This window comes from Streptomyces sp. NRRL F-5123 (assembly GCF_000721495.1).
GTDB lineage: Bacteria > Actinomycetota > Actinomycetes > Streptomycetales > Streptomycetaceae > Actinacidiphila.
Genome location: NZ_JOHY01000087.1, coordinates 1 through 19042, shown reverse-complemented (window position 1 = coordinate 19042; position 19042 = coordinate 1). Strand labels below are relative to the sequence as shown.

Below are 19042 nucleotides of genomic sequence, written 5' to 3'. Positions count from 1 at the left end.
GACGATCCGGGGGTGCCCCCGCAGGAATGCGCTTCCCAGCGCGGCACCAACTCCGGATGAGGGTGAACGCGCATTCCGAGGAGGTACCCCCGGAGTGGCACCCGACCCCACCCACCGACGCAAGAGCGCGATGCCCCGCCGGGTGACAACAGGGACGCGGAGAACTGCGCGAGCAACCCCCCACCGGCAGAAGGTCGCAAAAACCACCGCCCCACGCACCCCCGAAGCGGAACACCGCACCCCCCGGACGGGTTTGAGCCAAGATCACGGAGTGGTCACAGCACCCCTGACCCGGCGTTCGCGGCCTTGCCGGGGGAAGTTCACCGGGCGTAGGACAGGACGCCACGGGACTGAGGGGATGCGAGATGCACACGTTAAAGGGCAAGCCGCAGAGAACCGCTTTCCGCCGCGCTACGCGCATAGCGGTGGCAACCGCGGCGGCGTCCGCCCTCGCGCTGACCGCCGCGGCCTGCGGCGGCGACAAGAAGGACGACGGGGACAAGAAGAACTCGCCCAGCTCCACGGCGAGTTCGAGCAGCGCCGCAGGCGGCGCGCTGCAACTGCCCGACCTGCACGGCCAGAAGCTGGAAGTGGCCGCGGTCTGGACGGGCCCGGAGCAGAAGAACTTCCAGAAGGTGCTGGACGAGTTCGACAAGCGCACCGGCGCGAAGAGCACGTTCGTGCCGACGGGTGACAGCCAGTCGACCTTCCTGGGCGCGAAGATCCAGGGCGGCGCCCCGCCGGACGTCGCGTTCCTCGCGCAGAACGGCGTCCTGCACCAGTTCGCCGACAAGGGCTGGCTCAAGCCGCTGGGCGCGCAGGCCAAGGCCGAGCTGCAGAAGAACTTCTCCCAGGGCTGGCAGGATCTCGGCGCATGGAAGGGTACCCAGTACGGCATTTACGCCAAGGTGTCCAACAAGTCGATGATCTGGTACAACACCTCCGCCTTCAGCAACGCGGGAGCGACGGAGCCGAAGACCTGGGACGACTTCCTGAAGACGGCCGAGACCGTCTTCGACTCCGGCACCCCGCCGGTGTCGATCGGCGGCGCGGACGGCTGGACGCTCACCGACTGGTTCGAGAACGTCTACCTGTCGCAGGCCGGCCCGGACAAGTACGACCAGCTGGCCGCGCACAAGATCAAATGGACGGACCCGTCCGTCAAGGACGCGCTGACCACGCTGGCCCAGCTGTTCGGCAAGAAGGACCTGATCGCGGGCGGCACGAAGGGCGCGCTGGGGACCGACTTCCCGAAGTCGGTGACGCAGACCTTCACCGGCAACCCGCCGGCCGCCGCGATGGTCTACGAGGCCGACTTCGTCTCGGCGTTCATCTCGGGCAACACCAAGGCGAAGGTCGGCACGGACGCCAAGGAGTTCGCCTTCCCGGCGGTCGGCAGCGGCAAGGCGCCGGTCGTCAGCGGCGGTGACGTGGCGGTGGCCCTCAAGGACACCCCGGCGGCGCAGGCGCTGCTGACGTTCATCGCGTCGCCGGACGCGGCCAAGATCTGGGCACAGGGCGGCGGTTATCTGTCGCCGAACAAGAACCTGGACATGGCGGCGTACCCGGACGACGTGCAGCGCAACATCGCCACCTCGCTGATCGGCGCGGGCGACGACTTCCGCTTCGACATGTCGGACCAGGCGCCGGCGGCCTTCGGCGGCACGAAGGGGCAGGGCGAGTGGAAGGACCTCCAGGACTTCCTCGCCAACCCCGCTGACATCGCGGGCGCGCAGGCCAAGCTGGAGGCGGACGCCGCCAAGGCTTACGGGGGCTGAGGGTGGCCCCGGCATCGGTGGCGGACGCCACCGCGGGGGCGGGCGGCGGCGGTGGCGCCGCCGTCCCGCCCCCGCCGGGGCCCGCCAAGGGGCCCCGGCGCGGTGTGACGGTGACCCGGCCGTGGGTGGCGGCGCTCTTCCTGCTGCCCGCGCTGGTACTGCTGGGCGCGCTGGTGGCGTACCCGATCGTCTACACCGTCAAGCGCAGCCTGTACGACGCGGACGACAGCGCCTTCGTGGGGCTGAAGAACTTCGGCACGGTCTTCAGCGACCACGGCATCCTCACGGCGGTGCGCAACAACGTCGTCTGGGTGCTGGTCGCGCCCACGGTGGCGACGGCGCTCGGCCTGGTCTTCGCGGTGCTGACGGAGAAGGTGCGCTGGGGCACGGCGTTCAAGCTCGTCGTCTTCATGCCGATGGCGATCTCGATGCTGGCCGCGGGGATCATCTTCCGGCTGGTGTACGAGCAGGACCCGGACCAGGGTGTGGCCAACGCGGTGGTGGTGGCGATCCATGACACCTTCAGCGACTCGGCGGCCTACCCGGGCGCGAGACCTCGGCCGAACAGCGACCTGAAGCCGTCCGCGGGCGGCTCGTTCACGTCGCAGGCGAAGGCCGCCGCGGACACCCCCGCGGATCTGCCGCTCGTCGGCATCCCGCAGAACAAGGTGCCCTCGGGCGCCCGGGACGCCAAGCCGGCGGCGCCGAAGTCCGGTGCGGTCACCGGCACGGTGTGGCTGGACTTCCGGCCCGGCGGCACGGGCACCCCGGGGAAGATCGACCCGGGCGAGAAGGCGCTGTCCGGTGTGAAGGTGCAGGCGGTCAAGGACGGCAAGGTCGTCGCGTCGGCGAAGACCGGCAAGGACGGCACGTACGAGCTGCCCGCGGACGCGGTCGGCGCGCAGCTGCGGCTGCCCGCGTCGAACTTCTCCGGCAAGTACGAGGGCATCAACTGGCTCGGTCCGAGCCTGGTGACGCCGTCGATCATCGCGTCGTACATCTGGATGTGGGCCGGTTTCGCGATGGTGCTCATCGCGGCGGGCCTGGCCGGGATGCCGCGCGAGCTGCTGGAGCAGGCACGGGTGGACGGCGCCAACGAATGGCAGGTCTTCCGCCGGATCACGGTGCCGCTGCTGGCACCGGTGCTGGTGGTGGTCACCGTCACGCTGATGATCAACGTCCTGAAGATCTTCGACCTCGTCTACATCATCGCGCCGGGCGACAGCCAGCAGGACGCCAACGTGCTGGCGCTGCAGCTGTACCTGTCGTCCTTCGGCGGCGGCAACAACCAGGGCGTGGGCAGCGCGATCGGCGTGATCCTGCTGCTGCTGGTGCTGCCGGTGATGATCTTCAACATCCGGCGGCTGCGGAAGGAGGGACGCCGATGAGCGCGGACGCGACCGCGGGACCCGCGGTGGAGCCGGTGCGCTCGGCGCAGCCCGCGGAGCGGCCCGGCCGGCGGCTCGGGGCGCGGCTGGCGGAGCTGGCGAGCGGCGGGCTGGTGCGGGTGGTGCTGCTGGTGGTGGGCCTGTTCTGGCTGCTGCCGACGGTGGGCCTGCTGCTGTCCAGCCTGCGCACCCCGACCGACATCGCGGCGAGCGGCTGGTGGAAGGTCTTCACCTCGCCCTCGCAGCTGACGGTGACCAACTACCGCACGCTGCTGGACAACCACGCCGTCACCGACTCGCTGGTGAACACCGCGCTGATCACCGTTCCGGCCACGCTGCTGGTCGTGGTGATCGGCGCGCTCGCCGGCTACGCCTTCGCCTGGATGGACTTCCCCGGCCGCGACTGGTGGTTCATCGCGGTCGTGGCGATGCTCGTGGTGCCGGTGCAGGTGGCGCTCATCCCGGTGGCGAAGCTCTTCGGCGACATCGGGATCTTCGGCGACATCTCCGGGGTGGTGCTCTTCCACACCGCCTTCGGGCTGCCGTTCGCGATCTTCCTGCTGCGGAACTTCTTCGCGGAGATCCCGCGCGAGCTGCTGGAGGCGGCGCGGCTGGACGGCGCGGGCGAGCTGCGGCTGTTCCTGCGGGTGGTGCTGCCGCTGGGCGGCCCGGCGATCGCGTCGCTGGGCATCTTCCAGTTCCTGTGGGTGTGGAACGACATGCTGGTCGCGCTGATCTTCGCGGACAGCGACTCGCAGCCCATCACGGTGGCGCTGCAGCAGCAGGTGCGGCAGTTCGGCAACAACATCGACATCCTGGCGCCCGGCGCCTTCGTGTCGATGGTCATCCCGCTGGCGGTCTTCTTCGCCTTCCAGCGGCAGTTCGTCAACGGGGTCATGGCCGGCGCCGTGAAGTGAGCGCCGCGAGCCGGGCCGCGCACCGGCCCGGGCGCCCCGCAGCGGGCATTCCGGGCTGCGGGGGACGTCTACACTGACGCCCCCCGCAGCCCGGGGCGGCCTTCACGGGGGGCCGCCGCCCGTTCGAACGGATCGTCATGACGCTCTCCCCCGCCGCAGCCGGCCCGGCCGGCGAGCAGCTTCCCGCGCCCACCTCGCTGGACGAGGTCAAGGGCTGGTTCTTCCCCGCCGACCAGGTGCTCTTCGACTGGTTCCTGACCCGGCAGCAGGAGCTGACCGAGCCCGGCGACCTGCTGGAGATCGGCGCCTACATGGGCAAGAGCGCGATCTTCCTGGGCGGTTACCTGCGCGACGGCGAGACCTTCACCGTCTGCGACCTGTTCGATTCCCCGGCGCAGGACGACGCCAACTCGGCGGAGATGCGCTACTCCTATCCGACGCTCACCCGTCGCTCGTTCGAGGCAAATTACCTGTCCTTCCACGACGCCCTGCCGACCGTCCTCCAGGGTCTGTCGTCGGCCGTGCCGGACCGGGTGCCCGCGGCCAGCTGCCGCTTCGCGCACATCGACGGCTCGCACCTGTACGAGCACGTGCGCGGCGACATCGACAGCGCCCGCGCCCTGCTGCACCCGCACGGCATCGTCGCCCTCGACGACTACCGCTCCGAGCACTGCCCGGGTGTGGCCGCCGCGGTGTGGGAGGCGGTCGCCACCGGCGGCCTCAACCCGGTGTGCGTGACCGGCACCAAGCTCTACGGCACGTGGGGCGACCCGGCGCCGGTGCGCGAGGCACTGCTGGACTTCCTGGCCGGCCGCGACGACCTGTGGCACGGCACCGAGGCGGTGGGCGGCGGGACGCTGGTGCGGGTCAAGGGCACCAAGGCCGTGGTGCCGCCCGCGCACCCGGTCTCCCGGCACCGGCCCGCAGAGCCGCCCGCCGAGCAGCCCGCCGGGGCAGCCCCGGAGGGGCCGCAGCAGCAGGACGCGCAGGTGGCCGTACGGCGGCGGTCGCCGCTGCGGCGGTTCGCGCTCGCCGTGCTGCCGCCGTTCGTGTCCCAAGGCTTCGTAAGGCTTCGGGCGGCACTGCGCCACCAGGCGTAACCACCGGGGCGGCCGCGCGTTCGCAGGATATATAGCGTCACACACCGCATTCTTCGCGTATGCGGCGTAAGCGTCCCTGCCCCCGTGTCGAACCTGGATGTGCTGCTGTGCCCCGCTTCAGCGTCATCGTGCCCGTCTACCACGTGCAGGCCTATCTGCACGCCTGCCTGGACTCCGTGCTCGGCCAGTCCCTCGGCGACATCGAGGTCATCGTGGTGGACGACTGCTCGCCGGACGGCAGCGGGGAGATCGCCGACACCTACGCCGCGCGCGACCCGCGCGTCACCGTGCTGCACCTGCCGGAGAACGTCGGCCTCGGCCCCGCCCGCAACGCCGGGCTCGCCCGCGCCACCGGCGAGTACGTCCTCTTCCTCGACAGCGACGACACCTACGCGCCCGGCGCGCTCGCCGCGATCGCCGCCCGCATCGAGGCTACCGGCCACCCCGACCTGCTGGTCTTCGACTACGTGCGCACGTACTGGAACGGCCGGGCCGAGCGCAACCAGTTCGCGGCGCTGCTCGCGCAGGAGGACCCGCAGGTCTTCAGGCTCGCCGAGCGCCCCGAGCTGCTGCGGCTCATCATGGTCGCCTGGAACAAGGCCTACCGCCGCGACTTCCTCTCCCGCACCGGACTGCTCTTCCCCACCGGCTACTACGAGGACACCCCCTGGACGTACCCGGCCCTGATGACCGCGCGAAGCATCGCGCTGCTCGACCAGGTGTGCGTCCACTACCGGCAGCGCCGCCGGCGCGGCATCCTGCGCACCACCAGCCGCCGGCACTTCGAGATCTTCAAGCAGTACGACCTGCTCTTCGCCCTCGTCGACTCGGACCCCGCGCTGGAGCAGTGGCGCGGGGTGCTCTTCCGGCGGATGCTGGACCACCTCTCGACCGTCTTCACGCTGCCCGACCGGCTGCCGCCCTCCTCCCGCCCGGAGTTCTTCCGCCGCTGCCGCGCCCAGTACCGCAAGCTGCGGCCCGACGGCTTCCGCTTCGCCCTCGGCCGCCGCAGCGGGGTGCGCTACCTGCTCATCGCGCTCGGCGCCCGCCGCACCTTCGCCGCCCTCGGCGGGCTGCACCGGCTGCGGCTGCGCGCCGTCCGCAAGGCGGAGGGCTTGCGGCGCAGGGCCCGCGCAGCGGCCCTGCACGCGTACTACCGCTTCCAGCGGCGGCGCCCGCTCGACCCCGGCCTCGCCGTCTTCTCCGCCTACTGGGACCGCGGTTACGCCTGCAACCCCGCCGCGATCGAGGGAGCCGTCCGCGCCCTCGCCCCGCACATGCGGACGGCCTGGGTCACCACCGAGGCCTACGCGCACACCCTCCCCGCGGGCGTGCGGCGCCTCGAACCCGGCTCGGCCGGCTACTGGAAGGCGCTGGCCCGCGCGTCCTACCTGGTCAGCAACGTCAACCTGCACCGCCGCTACGCCAAGCGCCCCGGCCAGGTCAACGTCCAGACCCACCACGGCACCCCGCTCAAGCACATGGGCATCGACCTGATGGCCCACCCGGCCGCCGCCCGCGGCACGGACTTCGAGCGGATGCTGCGGCACGTCGACCGCTGGGACTACAGCGTCTCCGCGAGCCGCCACTCCAGCCTGGTGTGGGAACGCGCCTACCCCGCCGCCTTCACCTGCCTCGAATACGGTCAGCCGCGCACCGACGTCTTCCACCGCGCCACCCCCGAGGACGTCCTCGCGCTGCGCGACCGCTTCGGCATCCCGCGCACCGCGACGGCCCTCCTCTACGCCCCCACCCACCGCGACTACGAGTCCGGCTTCCGGCCGCTCCTCGACCTGCCCCGGCTCGCCGAGGAACTCGGCCCCTCCGTCGTCCTGCTGATGCGCGCGCACTACTTCCACGTGCCGGACGCGGCCCCGCCCGCGGCCCACCCGCGGGTCATCGACGTCAGCGCGCACCCGTCCGCGGAGGAGGTGTGCCTCGCCTCCGACGGGCTGATCACCGACTACTCGTCCCTGATGTTCGACTACGCCGGGCTCGACCGGCCGATCGTCCTGCACGTCCCCGACTGGGAGACCTACCGGGCCACCCGCGGGGTGTACTTCGACGTCACCGCCACGCCGCCCGGGCCCGTCGCCCGCACCCAGGACGAACTCACCGACATCCTCGCGACCGGCTCCTGGTCCGGCACCCGCGCGGCTGCCCTGCGGGCGGCCTTCCGGGCACGCTTCTGCCCCTACGACGACGGGCACGCCGCCGAGCGCGTCGTCCGCCGCGTGTTCCTCTCCGAGGAGGGCGGCCTCCCCGCGGTGGTCCCCCTCTGCGACCGCACCCCCGTCCCGGGGCTGCCCCCAGCGCCCCAGGCTGCCCCTTCCGCGAGCCTTCGCGACCGTCCCTGAGCGGGGGCTGGTCGCGACGTCTACGGCAAGGGGCAGCCCCTGGCGTCAAGGCGTCGGCACCGCAGGGGCCGAGGTCTCCGTAAGGGCGGGCACGGGTGCGGGCGCGGGGACGCGGTCCCCCAGCGGCCGGTAGGGAAGCAGCCCCTCCTCGGAGAGGAAGACCCGGCGGACGACGCGCTCCGCGGCGAGCCCGTCGTCGTACGTGCAGAAGCGCGTACGGAACGCCGCCCGCAGAGCCCCCGCGGCCTCGCCGCGATACGCCCCGGAGCGGAACACCTCCGCAAGTGCGGCCTCGTCGTGCGCGACGGCGCCGGGCGTCTCGCCGGGCCGGCCGGACAGCAGGTCGAAGTAGACGCCCCGCGCGGCGCGGTAGGCCTCCCAGTCCGCGGCGTGGATCACGATCGGCCGGTCCAGGTTCGCGTAGTCGAACATCAGCGACGAGAAGTCGGTGACGAGGGCGTCGGACGCGAGGCACAGCTCCTCCACACCGGGGTGGGCGGAGACGTCCACGACGGCCCCCGCCGCGTGCAGCGCCTCCAGCTCGGGGCTCTCCCCGTAGAAGTAGTGCGCGCGCACCAGCAGCACGTACCCGGGCCCGAGTTCGCGGGCGAGCCGCCCGAGGTCGAGCGGCAGCACGAAGTCGCGCTGGTAGTCGCGGTGGGTGGGCGCGTAGAGGATCGCGACCGTGCCGTCCGCGATGCCGAGCGCCTGCCGCGCGGCCCGTACCTGCTCCGCGCCCGCGGTGTGGAAGACGTCGTTGCGCGGGTACCCGCTGGGCAGCGTGGTGTAGCCGCTGGGGTAGACGCGGTCGAAGACCTCCGCGGAGTGCTGGTTGGCGACGAGCGAGTAGTCCCACTGGTCGGCGTGGTCGAGCAGCCGCCCGAAGCTCATGCCCTTGCCGACGGCGGGCCGGGCCCGCAGGTCCATGCCCATGTGCTTGAGCGGCGTGCCGTGGTGGGTCTGGACGTAGGTCTGGCCGGGGCGCTTGACGACGGTCCCGGTGAAGTTCGCGTTGTTGACGAGGTAGCGGGCGCGGGCCAGGACGTCCCAGTAGCGGCGGGTGTTGACGACGACGTGGTCGGTGCCGGGCGGCAGCGCGTCCCGGTCGCGCTTGTTGACGATCCACACGGCGCGCAGGTGCGGGGCGATCTCCGCGGCCTTGCGGGCGATCGCGGCGGGGTTGCAGGCGACGCCGCGGTTCCAGTAGGCGGCGTAGACGACCAGGTTCGGGTCGATCGGGCGGCGCAGCCGCATCCGGTAGTAGCGCTGGTGGACGGCGCGGGCCAGCCCGTGCCGCTGCGCCCGCAGCCGCCGGGCGGCGCCGCCGGCGAGGGCGCGCAGGGCCAGGGCGGCGCGATAGCGCGGGTAGGAGCCGCTGCCGGCGGCCCGTACCCAGCGGGCCTCCGCGGGCTCGGGGGCGGTCCAGCCGGCGGGGCGGTGGTCGGTGAGCAGCCGCCCGGCGCGGCGGACGAAGTCGGGGGTGGCGTCGGGCGTGAGCCGGTCCTCGCCGACGGCCATGAGCTGCGCGGCCATCTGCCCGTAGAGTGCGGCGCGCTGCGGCTCGGCGGTGACCTCGGCGAAGAGCTCGTCGTAGCGGTCGAGTACGGCCAGGTGGTGGCGGCCGCGGGTGGTCGTGAGGCTGCCGGAGCGGCGCTTGCGCCACCGTACGCACACCCGGTCCAGGCACGCGATGCGTTCGGCGGCGGTCAGCACGCGGGCGGCGACGGCGATGTCGGCGTAGGGGGCGTCGCCGAACGCGAAGCCGTGCCCCGTCCAGTGGGCGCGGCGCACCGCGCGGTTCCAGACGGCGGGGTAGCAGGCCAGGCAGCCGGGACGTTCGGCGGCGGTGAAGACGTGCTCGCCGGCGGCGGCCAGGAAGCCGGCGTCGCCGCTCTCCTGGACGTTCTCCCACACGGTGAAGCGCTCGTGGTCGAAGAGCAGCACGTCGGGGTCGCCGGTGCGGACGAGGCGGGCGTCGAGGGCGGCGAGCGTGCCGGGCGTCATGACGTCGTCGGCGTCGAGGAAGAGCAGGTAGTCGCCGGTGGCGTGGGCGGCGCCGGCGTCCCGGGCGAGCCCGGTGCCGCGGTGGACGTCGAGCCGGACCGGGCGGACCCGCGGGTCGGCGGCCGCGAGGTCGGCGATGACCGCGCCGGACGCGTCGGGCGAGGCGTCGTCGACGGCGACCAGTTCGAGGTCGCCGTAGGACTGGCCGAGGACGGACTCGGCGCAGACGCGCAGGAAGCCCTGCGCTCGGTGGGCGGGGACGACGACGCTGAAGCGTGGCATGACCATCCTGGACAGATCGGCAGTTTCCGACACGGGGCAGCTTCCGAGGGTAATCACGCGGGCACCGTGTGTCGATCTGCGGGGTCGTGTCGCTCGTTCGGCCTACCTTCGGTGACCGCTCAGGGCGCGGCGAGTTGAACCACACGGCATGGTCTGCCGCCGCCACTGAAAGGAGCGTTGCCGTCCCATGACGCCCCGCCTGACCGTCGTCGTTCCCGTGTACAACGTCGAGCAGTACCTGGAGGAGTGCCTGCGGTCGATCGCCGCGCAGACACTGGCCGACCTCGACGTGGTGATGGTCGACGACGGGTCCACGGACGCCAGTGCGGACATCGCCCGCGCGTTCGCCGCGCGCGACTCCCGCTTCCGCCTGGTCTCCCAGGACAACGGCGGGCTCGGCCACGCCCGCAACACCGGTGCCCGGCACGCCGCTCCGGAGACCGAGTACCTGACCTTCGCCGACAGCGACGACGTCCTCCCGCCGCACGCGTACGGCCGGCTCACCGCGCTGCTGGACCGCTCCGGCTCGGACTTCGCGACCGGCAACGTCTACCGGCTCACACCCGCCGGCCGCAGCCAGGCCTGGCAGCACCGCGGCATGACGAAGACCGTCAGCCGCACCCACATCACCCGCGACCTGGGCCTGCTGTCGGACCGGGTGGCCTGGAACAAGGTCTTCCGCCGCGACTTCTGGAACCGGCACCGGCTCGCCTTCCCCGAGGGCGTCCTCTACGAGGACACGCCGGTGACGATCCCCGCGCACTTCCTCGCCGAGGCCGTGGACGTCTCCCACGAGCACGTGTACTACTGGCGCATCCGGGAGGGCTCGATCACCCGGCGGCGCACCGACGTCAAGGGCGTCACGGACCGCATCGCCGCCGTCGACGGCGTCTCCCGCTTCCTCGCCGACCCCGCCAACACCCGCTGGAGCAGGTACAAGCGGGATTACGACCGCTCCGTCCTCACCGACGACCTGCTCTACTTCATCGAGGCGCTGCCGATGGCGGGCCCCGACTACCGCCGGGTCTTCATGGACCGCGCCGCCGACTACCTCAGCCGCGTCGACCCGGGCCTCCTCCCCGGCCTGCCCGTCGAGTTGCGGCTGCGCTGGGAGCTGATCCGCGAGGGCCGGATCGACGACCTGCTGGACGTCCTCGCGCACGAACGGCACGGCGGCCGCACCGTCTTCGACCTCGCGGGCCCGCCGCTGCGCAAGCGCGCCGCCCTGCCCCGCCCGGACGGCACGCCCGTACCGCTGTCCCGCTCCGCTACCGCGGTGGGCCGCTCCGACCTGCCCGTCGTCGCCCGGCTGCGCGACCTGCGCTGGCGCGACGGCAAGCTGGTGCTCAGCGGCTACGCGTACGTCCGCAACGCCGACGCCCGCAGCCGCCGCGCCCAGTTCACCACCGCGGTGGCCACCTGCGGGCGGCGCCGGCTGCTGCTGCCGCTGCGCGCGGTCCGGGTGCCGGACGTCACCGACGAGCAGCGGCAGGAACGCCACTGCTACGACTGGTCCGGCTTCGAGATCACCGTCGACCCCGCGCGGCTGCGCGAGCAGGGGCAGTGGAAGCCCGGTCAGTGGCGGATCGGCGTGGTGGTCGCGGGCTCCGCGGGCGTGCGCCCGGCCGCGGTGCGCGCCGCGGAGACCGGCGCGGGCTCCTCCCCCGTGCCCTTCCCGCTCACCGACGACATCCGCCTCGTGCCCTGGTACAAGGACGGGCGGCTGCACCTGTCCGTCGAGCCCGTCACCCGCCGCCTCACCGGCCACCGCGCCGGGGACGACGGCACGACGCTGCGGCTCGCGCTCGACGTCCGCGACGGCCGCCTGCCGCTCTCGCTGCGGCTCGCCCAGCAGGCGGGCGGCTCCGTGCTGGACGTGCGGCTGGAGCCGGGCGAACCGTCCGGCGGCTGGACGCCGCTGACCGCCGAGGTGCCGCTCCCCCGGCTGGGCCGCGCGCGGCCCGACCTCACCGGGCTGCCCAAGGAGGTCGCGCCGGAGACGACGGCGACGTGGACCGCCGACCTCGTCTTCCCGAACGGCGGCACCGCCCGCGTCGCCCTCGACCGCCCCCTCCCGCCGGGCCACTACCCGCTGCCCGCCGACGAGCGCGGCGCGGGCCGCCCGGTGCCGCGCGAGCTGTCCGTCGAGAGCACGGCAGCCGGCAACCTGGTCCTCCGCGACCGCATCCCCCACGCCCTCGCCGACCACCTGACCCTGACCCCGGACGGCCTCCTCCGGATCGAGGGCGAACTGCCGACCCCGCTCCTCCTCCCGGAGCCTCCGGCCCCGCGCGAGGACGCGGCCGCGGGGGCGGAGGGGGGCGAACCGGGGCGCACGGACGAGGGCACGGAGGCGGACGGGGGCGACCCTGGGGGTACGGACGAGGCCGCGGGCACGGAAGCCGCCGAGCCGGGGCACACGGAGGCGGGCGAGGCCGAACCCGGACGCACGGAGGTGGCCGCGGGCGCGGAAGCCGCCGAGCCGGAACACACGGAGGCGGGCGAGGCCGAACCCGGCCGTACGGACGAAGGCACGGGCGGGGGCGACGGATCCGGCGCCCCGGAGTCGCCGGACTCCGCCGCCCGGCCGGACGACGTGGCCGCCACCGCCGAGCCGGCGCCGGGCCCGGCGCCCGAACCCGGCGCGGAAGCGGACCCCGGCGCGGAGCCGGAGCGCGGCGCCGAACCCGGCGAGAACGCCGACCCCCTCGCCGGCGGAGGCGTGCGGCTCATGCTGCGGCACGGCACGTACGGCGCCGAGACGGGCGTCGGCGTCGAAAGGGAGCCGGGCGGCGGTGCCCGGTTCTCCGCGTCCGTCGACGTCGGCGCCCTCCCGCACGCCGGGCGCTGGTACCTGCACCTGCGCGCGGACGGCCGGGACACCCCCGTACGGATCGCACCCGCCGCGATGCCCGCGCTGCCGCTGGCGCTCCCGGAGGCCGAGGGCGCCCGCCCGCTCACCGTCGACCGCCGCTTCCACGACCACCTGTTCGTCGCCGCAGGCGACCCCGTGCCGGCCGAGGACCGCGGCCCGTACCGGCAGCGGCTGCTGCGCGAGCGCCGCTACCCGGTGCTCATGCGCCGCGAGTTGACCGAGACCGTGCTCTACAGCAGCTTCGACGGCCGCCGCTGCGACGACTCGCCGCGTGCCGTGCACGGCGAGCTGGTGCGCCGCGGCGTGGCGATGGAGCACGTGTGGGCGGTCGCCGACCGCAACGTGCCCGTACCGGCCGCCGCCCGCGCGGTCGTGATCGGCAGCCACGCCTGGTACGAGGCGCTGGCGCGCAGCCGCTGCGTCGTCACCAACACCCACCTGCCCGCCTTCTTCCGCCGCCGCGACGACCAGCACGTCGTGCAGACCTGGCACGGCAGCCCCGTCAAGCGCTTCGGCCAGGACCTGGCCGGCACCCTGTGCGCGGACCTCACCCACATGTGGCCGCAGCCGCGGCGCGGCGACCAGTGGAGCCTGCTGCTCTCGCCGAACGCGCAGAGCACCCCCGTGCTGCGCCGCGCGCTGGACTTCCACGGCGAGACCGCCGAGACCGGGCTGCCGCGCGCGGACCTGCTCAGCGGCGAGGACCGGGAGAAGGTCGCCGAGGAGGTGCGCGCCCGGCTCGCCCTCCCACCGGGCCGCACGGTGGTGCTGTACGCGCCGACCGTACGCGACGACGAGGCCTACGACGCCGGGCACCAGCGGCTGCACCTCGCCGCCGACCTCGCGGCGCTGGAGGCGGAACTCGGCGACACGCACGTGCTGCTGGTCCGCGCCCACCCGCGCGTCGCCGACACCGTGCCCGCCGCGCCGGACGGCAAGGGCTTCGTGCGGGACGTGTCCGGCCACCAGGACCTGGCCGAGCTGCTGCTCGCCGCCGACGTGCTGGTCACCGACTACGCCTCGCTGATCGCCGACTTCGCGGTGACCGGGCGCCCGATCCTGCTGCTCGCCCCGGATCTCGCGCACGTCCGCGACACGCTGCGCGGCTTCGCCTTCGACTTCGAGGCGCAGGCCCCCGGGCCGCTGCTGCCGGACACCGCGGAGCTGATCGCCGCGCTGCGCGACCCCGCCGCCGCGGTCGGGCCGTTCGGGGCAGCGTACGACGCCTTCCGCGCCGCCTTCTGCCATCTGGACGACGGCAATGCCGCCGCCCGCGTGGCGGATCTGATTCTGCGCGGGCCGCGGATCTGATGAGGCGGGGCGGAACGGCCCCCGCCCCGCGCCCCGCCCCGCGAATTCCTGCCCCCTCCCACCCCCTTGGTCTCTCATGCCCTTCGCGCCCCGGCACCCCTGCCCCTCCTGGAGGCCGTCACCGTGCAGCTGTCCGTGATCACCTCGCTCACCGGACTGGCCCTGCTGGCCTGCATCCTTGAGCTGCTGCGCCGCCACCAGCTCAAGGAGAAGTACGCGGCCCTGTGGCTCACGGTCGGCTCCGCGGTCGTCCCGCTCGGGCTCTTCCCGTGGATGCTGGACTCGGTCGCGGGCACCGTCGGCATCAAGTCGGGCGTCAGCCTCGTCCTCTTCGCCGGCATCGTGCTGCTGCTCCTGGTGTGCCTGCACCTGAGTTGGGAGTCCAGCCGCCTGGAGGAGAAGACCAGGACGCTGGCCGAGGAGATCGCCCTGCTCAGGACGGAGATCGACGCTCCGGACCCGGGTCCCGCCCCCTCGCCCTCGCCCTCGCCGGCCCCCGCCTCCGGTCCCGGTCCCGTCACTCAGCGCCCGGAGCACTCCGGATGAGGTCGGGAGCGGGATTCGACGCGGGCGCCGGCCTCGGCACCGGAGCGGGCGGCGGCGCCCGTACGGACACGGCCACGGACCCGGCAGCGGGCACGGGTACGGACGCGGGCACGGCTGCGGCCGCGGGCACGGCCGCCGCGCCGGGCGCCCCGGGCGGGGCGCGCCGGGTCCTGGTCATCGTGCCCGCCTGGAACGAGGCCGCCGGGCTCGCGGCCGTCCTCAAGGAGTTGCGGACCGCGGTGCCGTGGGCGGACATCCTGGTCGTCGACGACGGCTCGACCGACCTCACCGCCGCGACCGCCCGCACCGCGGGCGCCGTGGTGGCGCGGCTGCCGTACAACCTGGGCGTCGGCGGCGCGATGCGCACCGGCTACCGCTACGCCCTGGACCACGGCTACGACGCCGCCGTACAGGTCGACGCCGACGGGCAGCACGACCCCGCCTACGTGCCCGCGCTGCTCGCCGCCCTGGACACCGCGGACCTCGCGGTCGGCGCGCGCTTCGCGGGCGTCGGCGACTACCGGGTCCGCGGCCCGCGGCGCTGGACGATGCGGCTGCTGTCCCTCGTGCTGTCCGCGCTCGCCGGCACCCGGCTGACCGACTCCACATCCGGCTTCCGGGCCTGCAACGGCGACCTCATCGCCTTCTTCGCCCGCTGGTATCCGGCCGAGTACCTGGGCGACACCGTCGAGAGCATGGTGGGCGCGCTGCGCCGCGGCTACCACGTGTGCCAGGTGCCGGTCGCGATGCGGCCGCGCGCGGCGGGCGCGCCCAGCCAGTCCGCGGGCCGCGCGCTGGTCTACCTCGCCCGCACCGGCCTGGTGCTGCTGCTCGCGCTGACCCGCCGGGTGCCCGCACCGACCCGCGCGGACCTGCCCCGTATGCCGCGCACCCCGGAGGCCCACCGGTGAGCGGCGACGGCGTGCGCTTCGACGTGACGATCCCGTACTACGGCGACTTCCCGCTGCTCCAGGCCGCGGTGCGCAGCGTGCAGGCGCAGGACGGCGACGACTGGCGGCTCACCGTCGTGGACGACGGCCGCGAGCCGGGCGTGCCGGAGTGGTTCGCCGGGCTCGCCGACCCGCGCGTCCACTACCTGCGCAACCCCCGCAACCTCGGGGTGACCGGCAACTTCAACCGCTGCGTCGAGCTGGCCCGGGCGCCGCACGTCGTGCTCATGGGCTGCGACGACCTGATGCTTCCGGGCTATCTGCAGACCGTGCGGCGTGCGCTGCGCCGCTCCCCCGGCGCCACCATGGTGCAGCCGGGCGTGCAGGTCGTGGACGCCGCCGGGCGGCCGTGCCGCACCCTCACCGACACCGCGAAGAAGCGGCTGTACGCGCCCGGCCGGGTGCGGAAGGCGGCCGCGCTGCTCGGCGGCGAGGACCTGGCGGTCTCGCTGCTGCGCGGCAACTGGCTCTACTTCCCGTCCGTGTGCTGGCGCACCGAGGCGCTGCGCCGCCACCCCTTCCGCGCCGACCTCGGTGTGATCCAGGACCTGGCCGTGGTTGTCGAACTGCTGCTGGACGGCGGGCGGCTGGCCACCGACCCCGAGGTCTGCTTCCGCTACCGGCGGCACGCGGAGAGCGCGTCCGCCGCGCAGGCCGCGACCGGTGCCCGCTTCGACGAGGCCCGCGGCTTCTTCCTCGACGCCTCCACGCGGCTGCTCGCGCACGGCTGGCCGCGTGCCGCCCGCACCGCCCGCCGCCACTGGTCCTCCCGGCTGCACGCCCTGACGCTGCTGCCCGCCGCCGCGTCCTCCCGCCCGGCGGCGGAGGCCCTGCTGCGGCACGCCTTCGCCCCGCGCCGGGCCCCGCGGCCGGCACCGGCGGCTCCCGGGGCCGGGCCCGCGGCGCGGGACGCGCCCGTACGGCGGGCGCCCGACGTACCCGCGACGGGGCCCGCGACCGAGCGCGCAACGGGGCCCGCAACCGAACCCGCAACCGAACCCGCGACCGAGCGCGCAACGGGGCCCGCGACCGAACCCGCGCAAGAGCCCGCAACCGAGCCCCCGACCGAGCCCTCCGGGCCGGATGCCCATGAGCCGCCGGAGCCGTATCAGCCACCCCGGCCGTACCAGCTGTGACGTGAAAGGCGTGAAAGCCCACCGATGTCCGACACCACCACCCCCGACTACACCGCCCGGCTGCTCGGGCGGCGGCTGCTGCCCACCCAGGCGCCCTACCGCTGGAATCTGCGCCGGCTGCGGCTCGGCAGAGTGCTGGACGTCGGCTGCGGGGTGGGCCGCAACCTCCAGCACTGCCCGCCCGGCAGCGTCGGCGTCGACCACAACGCGTACTCCGTCGCCGCGGCGCGCGAGCGCGGCCTGACCGCCTACACGCCCGACGAATTCACCGGCGCCGGCTTCGCGCCAGGCTCCTTCGACGCCCTGCTGTGCGCGCACGTCCTGGAGCACCTCGACGGCGACACGGCCACCGCCGTGCTGGCCGCCTACCTGCCGTACGTCCGGCCCCGCGGGCGCGTCGTGCTGATCACCCCGCAGGAGGCGGGCTTCGCGAGCGACGCCACGCACGTGCGCTACGTCGGCTTCGAGGAGCTGGCGAAGGAGGCCGCGACCGCCGGGCTCACGGTACGCCGGATGTACTCCTTCCCGCTGCCGCGCCGGGCCGGACGGGTCTTCAAGTACAACGAGTTCGTGATGGTCTGCGCGGTGCCCGCAGCCCCCTCGGCGGACCGCCGGGCCGCCAGGTGAGCGTCGACGCGACCCCGGCGGCCGGCGCCCGCCGCCTGCCGCCGCCGCTGGACGCGCTGCGGCGGGCCGCCGACCGCATCCCGCCGCACGCCCGGCTGCCCGTCGCGGTCGCCGCGGGCTGCGAGTTCGTGCTGCTGCTGTGGTGGCTGGCCTTCTACCCGGGCCTGATGAGCTTCGACACGGTCACGTACGTCTGGCAGGTGACGACCGGTCACTGGCGCAGCGACCACTCCGTCGCCTACGACGTGCTGGTGTGGCTGTCGCTGCAGATCACCGGCGGGCTCGGGGCGCTGACCTTCCTGCAGACGGTGGTGCTGGCCGCCTCCCTCGGCTACGCCTGCCACGGGCTGCGCGCCCTCGGCGTGCGCGGGCGGTGGGCGGTGCTCGCCCCGCTGGCCGTCGTGGTGATCCCCTCCACCGGCACCTTCGGCATCTTCGTGTGGAAGGACAGCGCCTACGCGATCGCCGCCGTGCTGGCCTTCGGCGCGTGCGCGCACCTCGCCGTGCGGCGGCGGCCCGCGACGCACTGGTGGCTGCTGGCCGCGGCCATGGCCGGCCTGTCCGTCTTCCGCAACAACGCCTACCCCGCGGTGGTCGTCGCGGGCCTGGTGCTGCTCGCGGCGATCCCGCGCTGGTGGCGGCGGATCGCCGCCGCCACGCTGATCCCGACCGCGGTCGCGCTCGGCCTGAACTTCGCCGTCTACCCGGCGATCGGCATCCAGTCGCCGAGCACCAGCTCGTACTACGCCTTCAACTACGCCGACATCGCGGTCGCCTACCACCGCGCCCCGCAGTCCTTCCGCGGCTCCGACCTCGCGGTGATGCGGCAGGTCGCGCCACTGTCGCACTGGTCGGGCGGCGGCGCCAACTGCGCCTGGGTCGACCCGCTCATGGCCCCGCCCTTCGACCGGCCGGCCGCCGAGCGGCTGAACAGCCGGCTGCTGGACGTCTGGAGCCGTGTGCTGAAGAAGCGGCCCGACCTGGTGATCTCCGCGCATCTGTGCCGGGGGCGCATCGCCTGGGCGCTGCCGCGCACTGACACCGACATCTACGTCCAGCCGCCGGCGATCCCCGCCGACCGCTTCGGCTACGCGCTGCCCGGCCACCCCATGGCGGGCAGCCGCTGGCTGCCCGCGCTGCGCACCGACGTGCCGTCCGCGACGCTGCACCGCGCGGGCGTGTGGGCCTACACCGCCGCCCGCGCGCCGGAGCTGACGTGGCTGCTGTGGACCGGCTCGATGTGGTCCTGGGCGACGTATCTGATCGTGGCCCGGGTGATGCGGCGGCGGCCGCTGCGGGCCGCCCTCGCGCTGGCCGCGACCACCGCGGGGCTCCAGGTCGCGGTGCTGGTCGCGACGCCCGCGGGGCTCTTCCGCTACATGGCGGCGCCGGTGCTGCTGGGCTTCCTGTCGGTACCGCTGCTGGCCGCGGCGCACCCCGCCGACCGGCCGCCCGCGGAGCCGGTCCCGCCCCGGCGCCGGGCCTTCCGCGGCCGGTCGGCGCCCCCGCGCCCGGAGGAGGAGGCGGCGGCGTGAGGGCACGGTGGGGGGTGCTGCGGGGTGCCGCCGGGTTCCGGGGGGTGCCGCCGGCTTCCGCGTTCTGCGGGGTCCGCGGGGCGCCGCGTCCAGCACAGGGCGGTACGGAGGCGGGGCGGGCGGGGGGGGGGGGGGGGGGGGGGGGCCCGGGGGGCCGCCGCGCCAAGCAGGGGGGGTAGGGGGGGGGGGGGGGGGGGGGGCGGGGGGTGGGGCCCGCCCCCGGGGCGGGGGTGAGT

At 74.3% G+C, this 19042-nt stretch carries 12 protein-coding genes; 11 read left to right on the top strand and 1 reads right to left on the bottom strand.

The genetic code is table 11. The features are described from left to right. Positions 1-365 precede the first annotated feature (365 nt). The 5 genes from IH54_RS0136890 (at position 366) to IH54_RS0136870 (ending at position 7540) form a co-directional block, all read left to right on the top strand. Positions 366-1778 (top strand): ABC transporter substrate-binding protein, encoded by a 1413-nt coding sequence (locus IH54_RS0136890; protein ID WP_052398290.1) that lies wholly within the window; start codon positions 366-368, stop codon positions 1776-1778. 17 nt (positions 1779-1795) lie between these two features. Further along, positions 1796-3166, top strand: coding sequence for a carbohydrate ABC transporter permease (locus IH54_RS0136885; protein ID WP_043183330.1), 1371 nt, complete (start codon positions 1796-1798; stop codon positions 3164-3166). Continuing rightward, positions 3163-4083 carry a carbohydrate ABC transporter permease gene (locus IH54_RS0136880; RefSeq protein WP_031525441.1) on the top strand — a complete coding sequence of 307 codons (921 nt, stop codon included), beginning with the start codon at positions 3163-3165 and terminating at the stop codon, positions 4081-4083. The genes IH54_RS0136885 and IH54_RS0136880 overlap by 4 nt, the downstream gene beginning before the upstream one ends. A 137-nt stretch (positions 4084-4220) precedes the next feature. Beyond that, a complete protein-coding gene (locus IH54_RS0136875) occupies positions 4221-5183 on the top strand; it encodes a class I SAM-dependent methyltransferase (RefSeq protein ID WP_031525439.1) in 963 nt (320 codons plus the stop codon). 107 nt (positions 5184-5290) lie between these two features. After that, positions 5291-7540, top strand: a complete 2250-nt coding sequence (locus tag IH54_RS0136870) for a bifunctional glycosyltransferase/CDP-glycerol:glycerophosphate glycerophosphotransferase (RefSeq protein WP_031525436.1) — start codon at positions 5291-5293, stop codon at positions 7538-7540. 45 nt (positions 7541-7585) lie between these two features. On the opposite strand, the gene IH54_RS47835 is transcribed toward IH54_RS0136870, so the two are convergent. Next, positions 7586-9826, bottom strand: coding sequence for a bifunctional glycosyltransferase/CDP-glycerol:glycerophosphate glycerophosphotransferase (locus IH54_RS47835; protein ID WP_031525433.1), 2241 nt, complete (start codon positions 9824-9826; stop codon positions 7586-7588). A 187-nt stretch (positions 9827-10013) separates the two neighbouring features. Between IH54_RS47835 and IH54_RS0136860 the strand changes: the two genes are divergently transcribed. From IH54_RS0136860 to IH54_RS0136835, 6 genes are all read left to right on the top strand, one after another. Beyond that, a complete protein-coding gene (locus tag IH54_RS0136860) occupies positions 10014-14012 on the top strand; it encodes a bifunctional glycosyltransferase/CDP-glycerol:glycerophosphate glycerophosphotransferase (protein ID WP_031525430.1) in 3999 nt (1332 codons plus the stop codon). Positions 14013-14135: 123 nt separating this feature from the next. Further along, positions 14136-14558, top strand: coding sequence for a DUF2304 domain-containing protein (locus tag IH54_RS0136855; protein WP_031525428.1), 423 nt, complete (start codon positions 14136-14138; stop codon positions 14556-14558). Continuing rightward, positions 14555-15469, top strand: coding sequence for a glycosyltransferase family 2 protein (locus tag IH54_RS0136850; protein WP_078862800.1), 915 nt, complete (start codon positions 14555-14557; stop codon positions 15467-15469). The genes IH54_RS0136855 and IH54_RS0136850 overlap by 4 nt, the downstream gene beginning before the upstream one ends. Continuing rightward, positions 15466-16644 (top strand): glycosyltransferase family 2 protein, encoded by a 1179-nt coding sequence (locus IH54_RS0136845; protein WP_063762444.1) that lies wholly within the window; start codon positions 15466-15468, stop codon positions 16642-16644. The genes IH54_RS0136850 and IH54_RS0136845 overlap by 4 nt, the downstream gene beginning before the upstream one ends. Before the next feature lie 24 nt (positions 16645-16668). Further along, positions 16669-17271, top strand: coding sequence for a class I SAM-dependent methyltransferase (locus tag IH54_RS0136840; protein WP_031525421.1), 603 nt, complete (start codon positions 16669-16671; stop codon positions 17269-17271). Then, complete coding sequence (locus IH54_RS0136835) at positions 17268-18806, top strand: DUF6020 family protein (protein ID WP_031525418.1); 1539 nt, start codon at positions 17268-17270, stop codon at positions 18804-18806. The genes IH54_RS0136840 and IH54_RS0136835 overlap by 4 nt, the downstream gene beginning before the upstream one ends. Positions 18807-19042 lie beyond the last annotated feature (236 nt).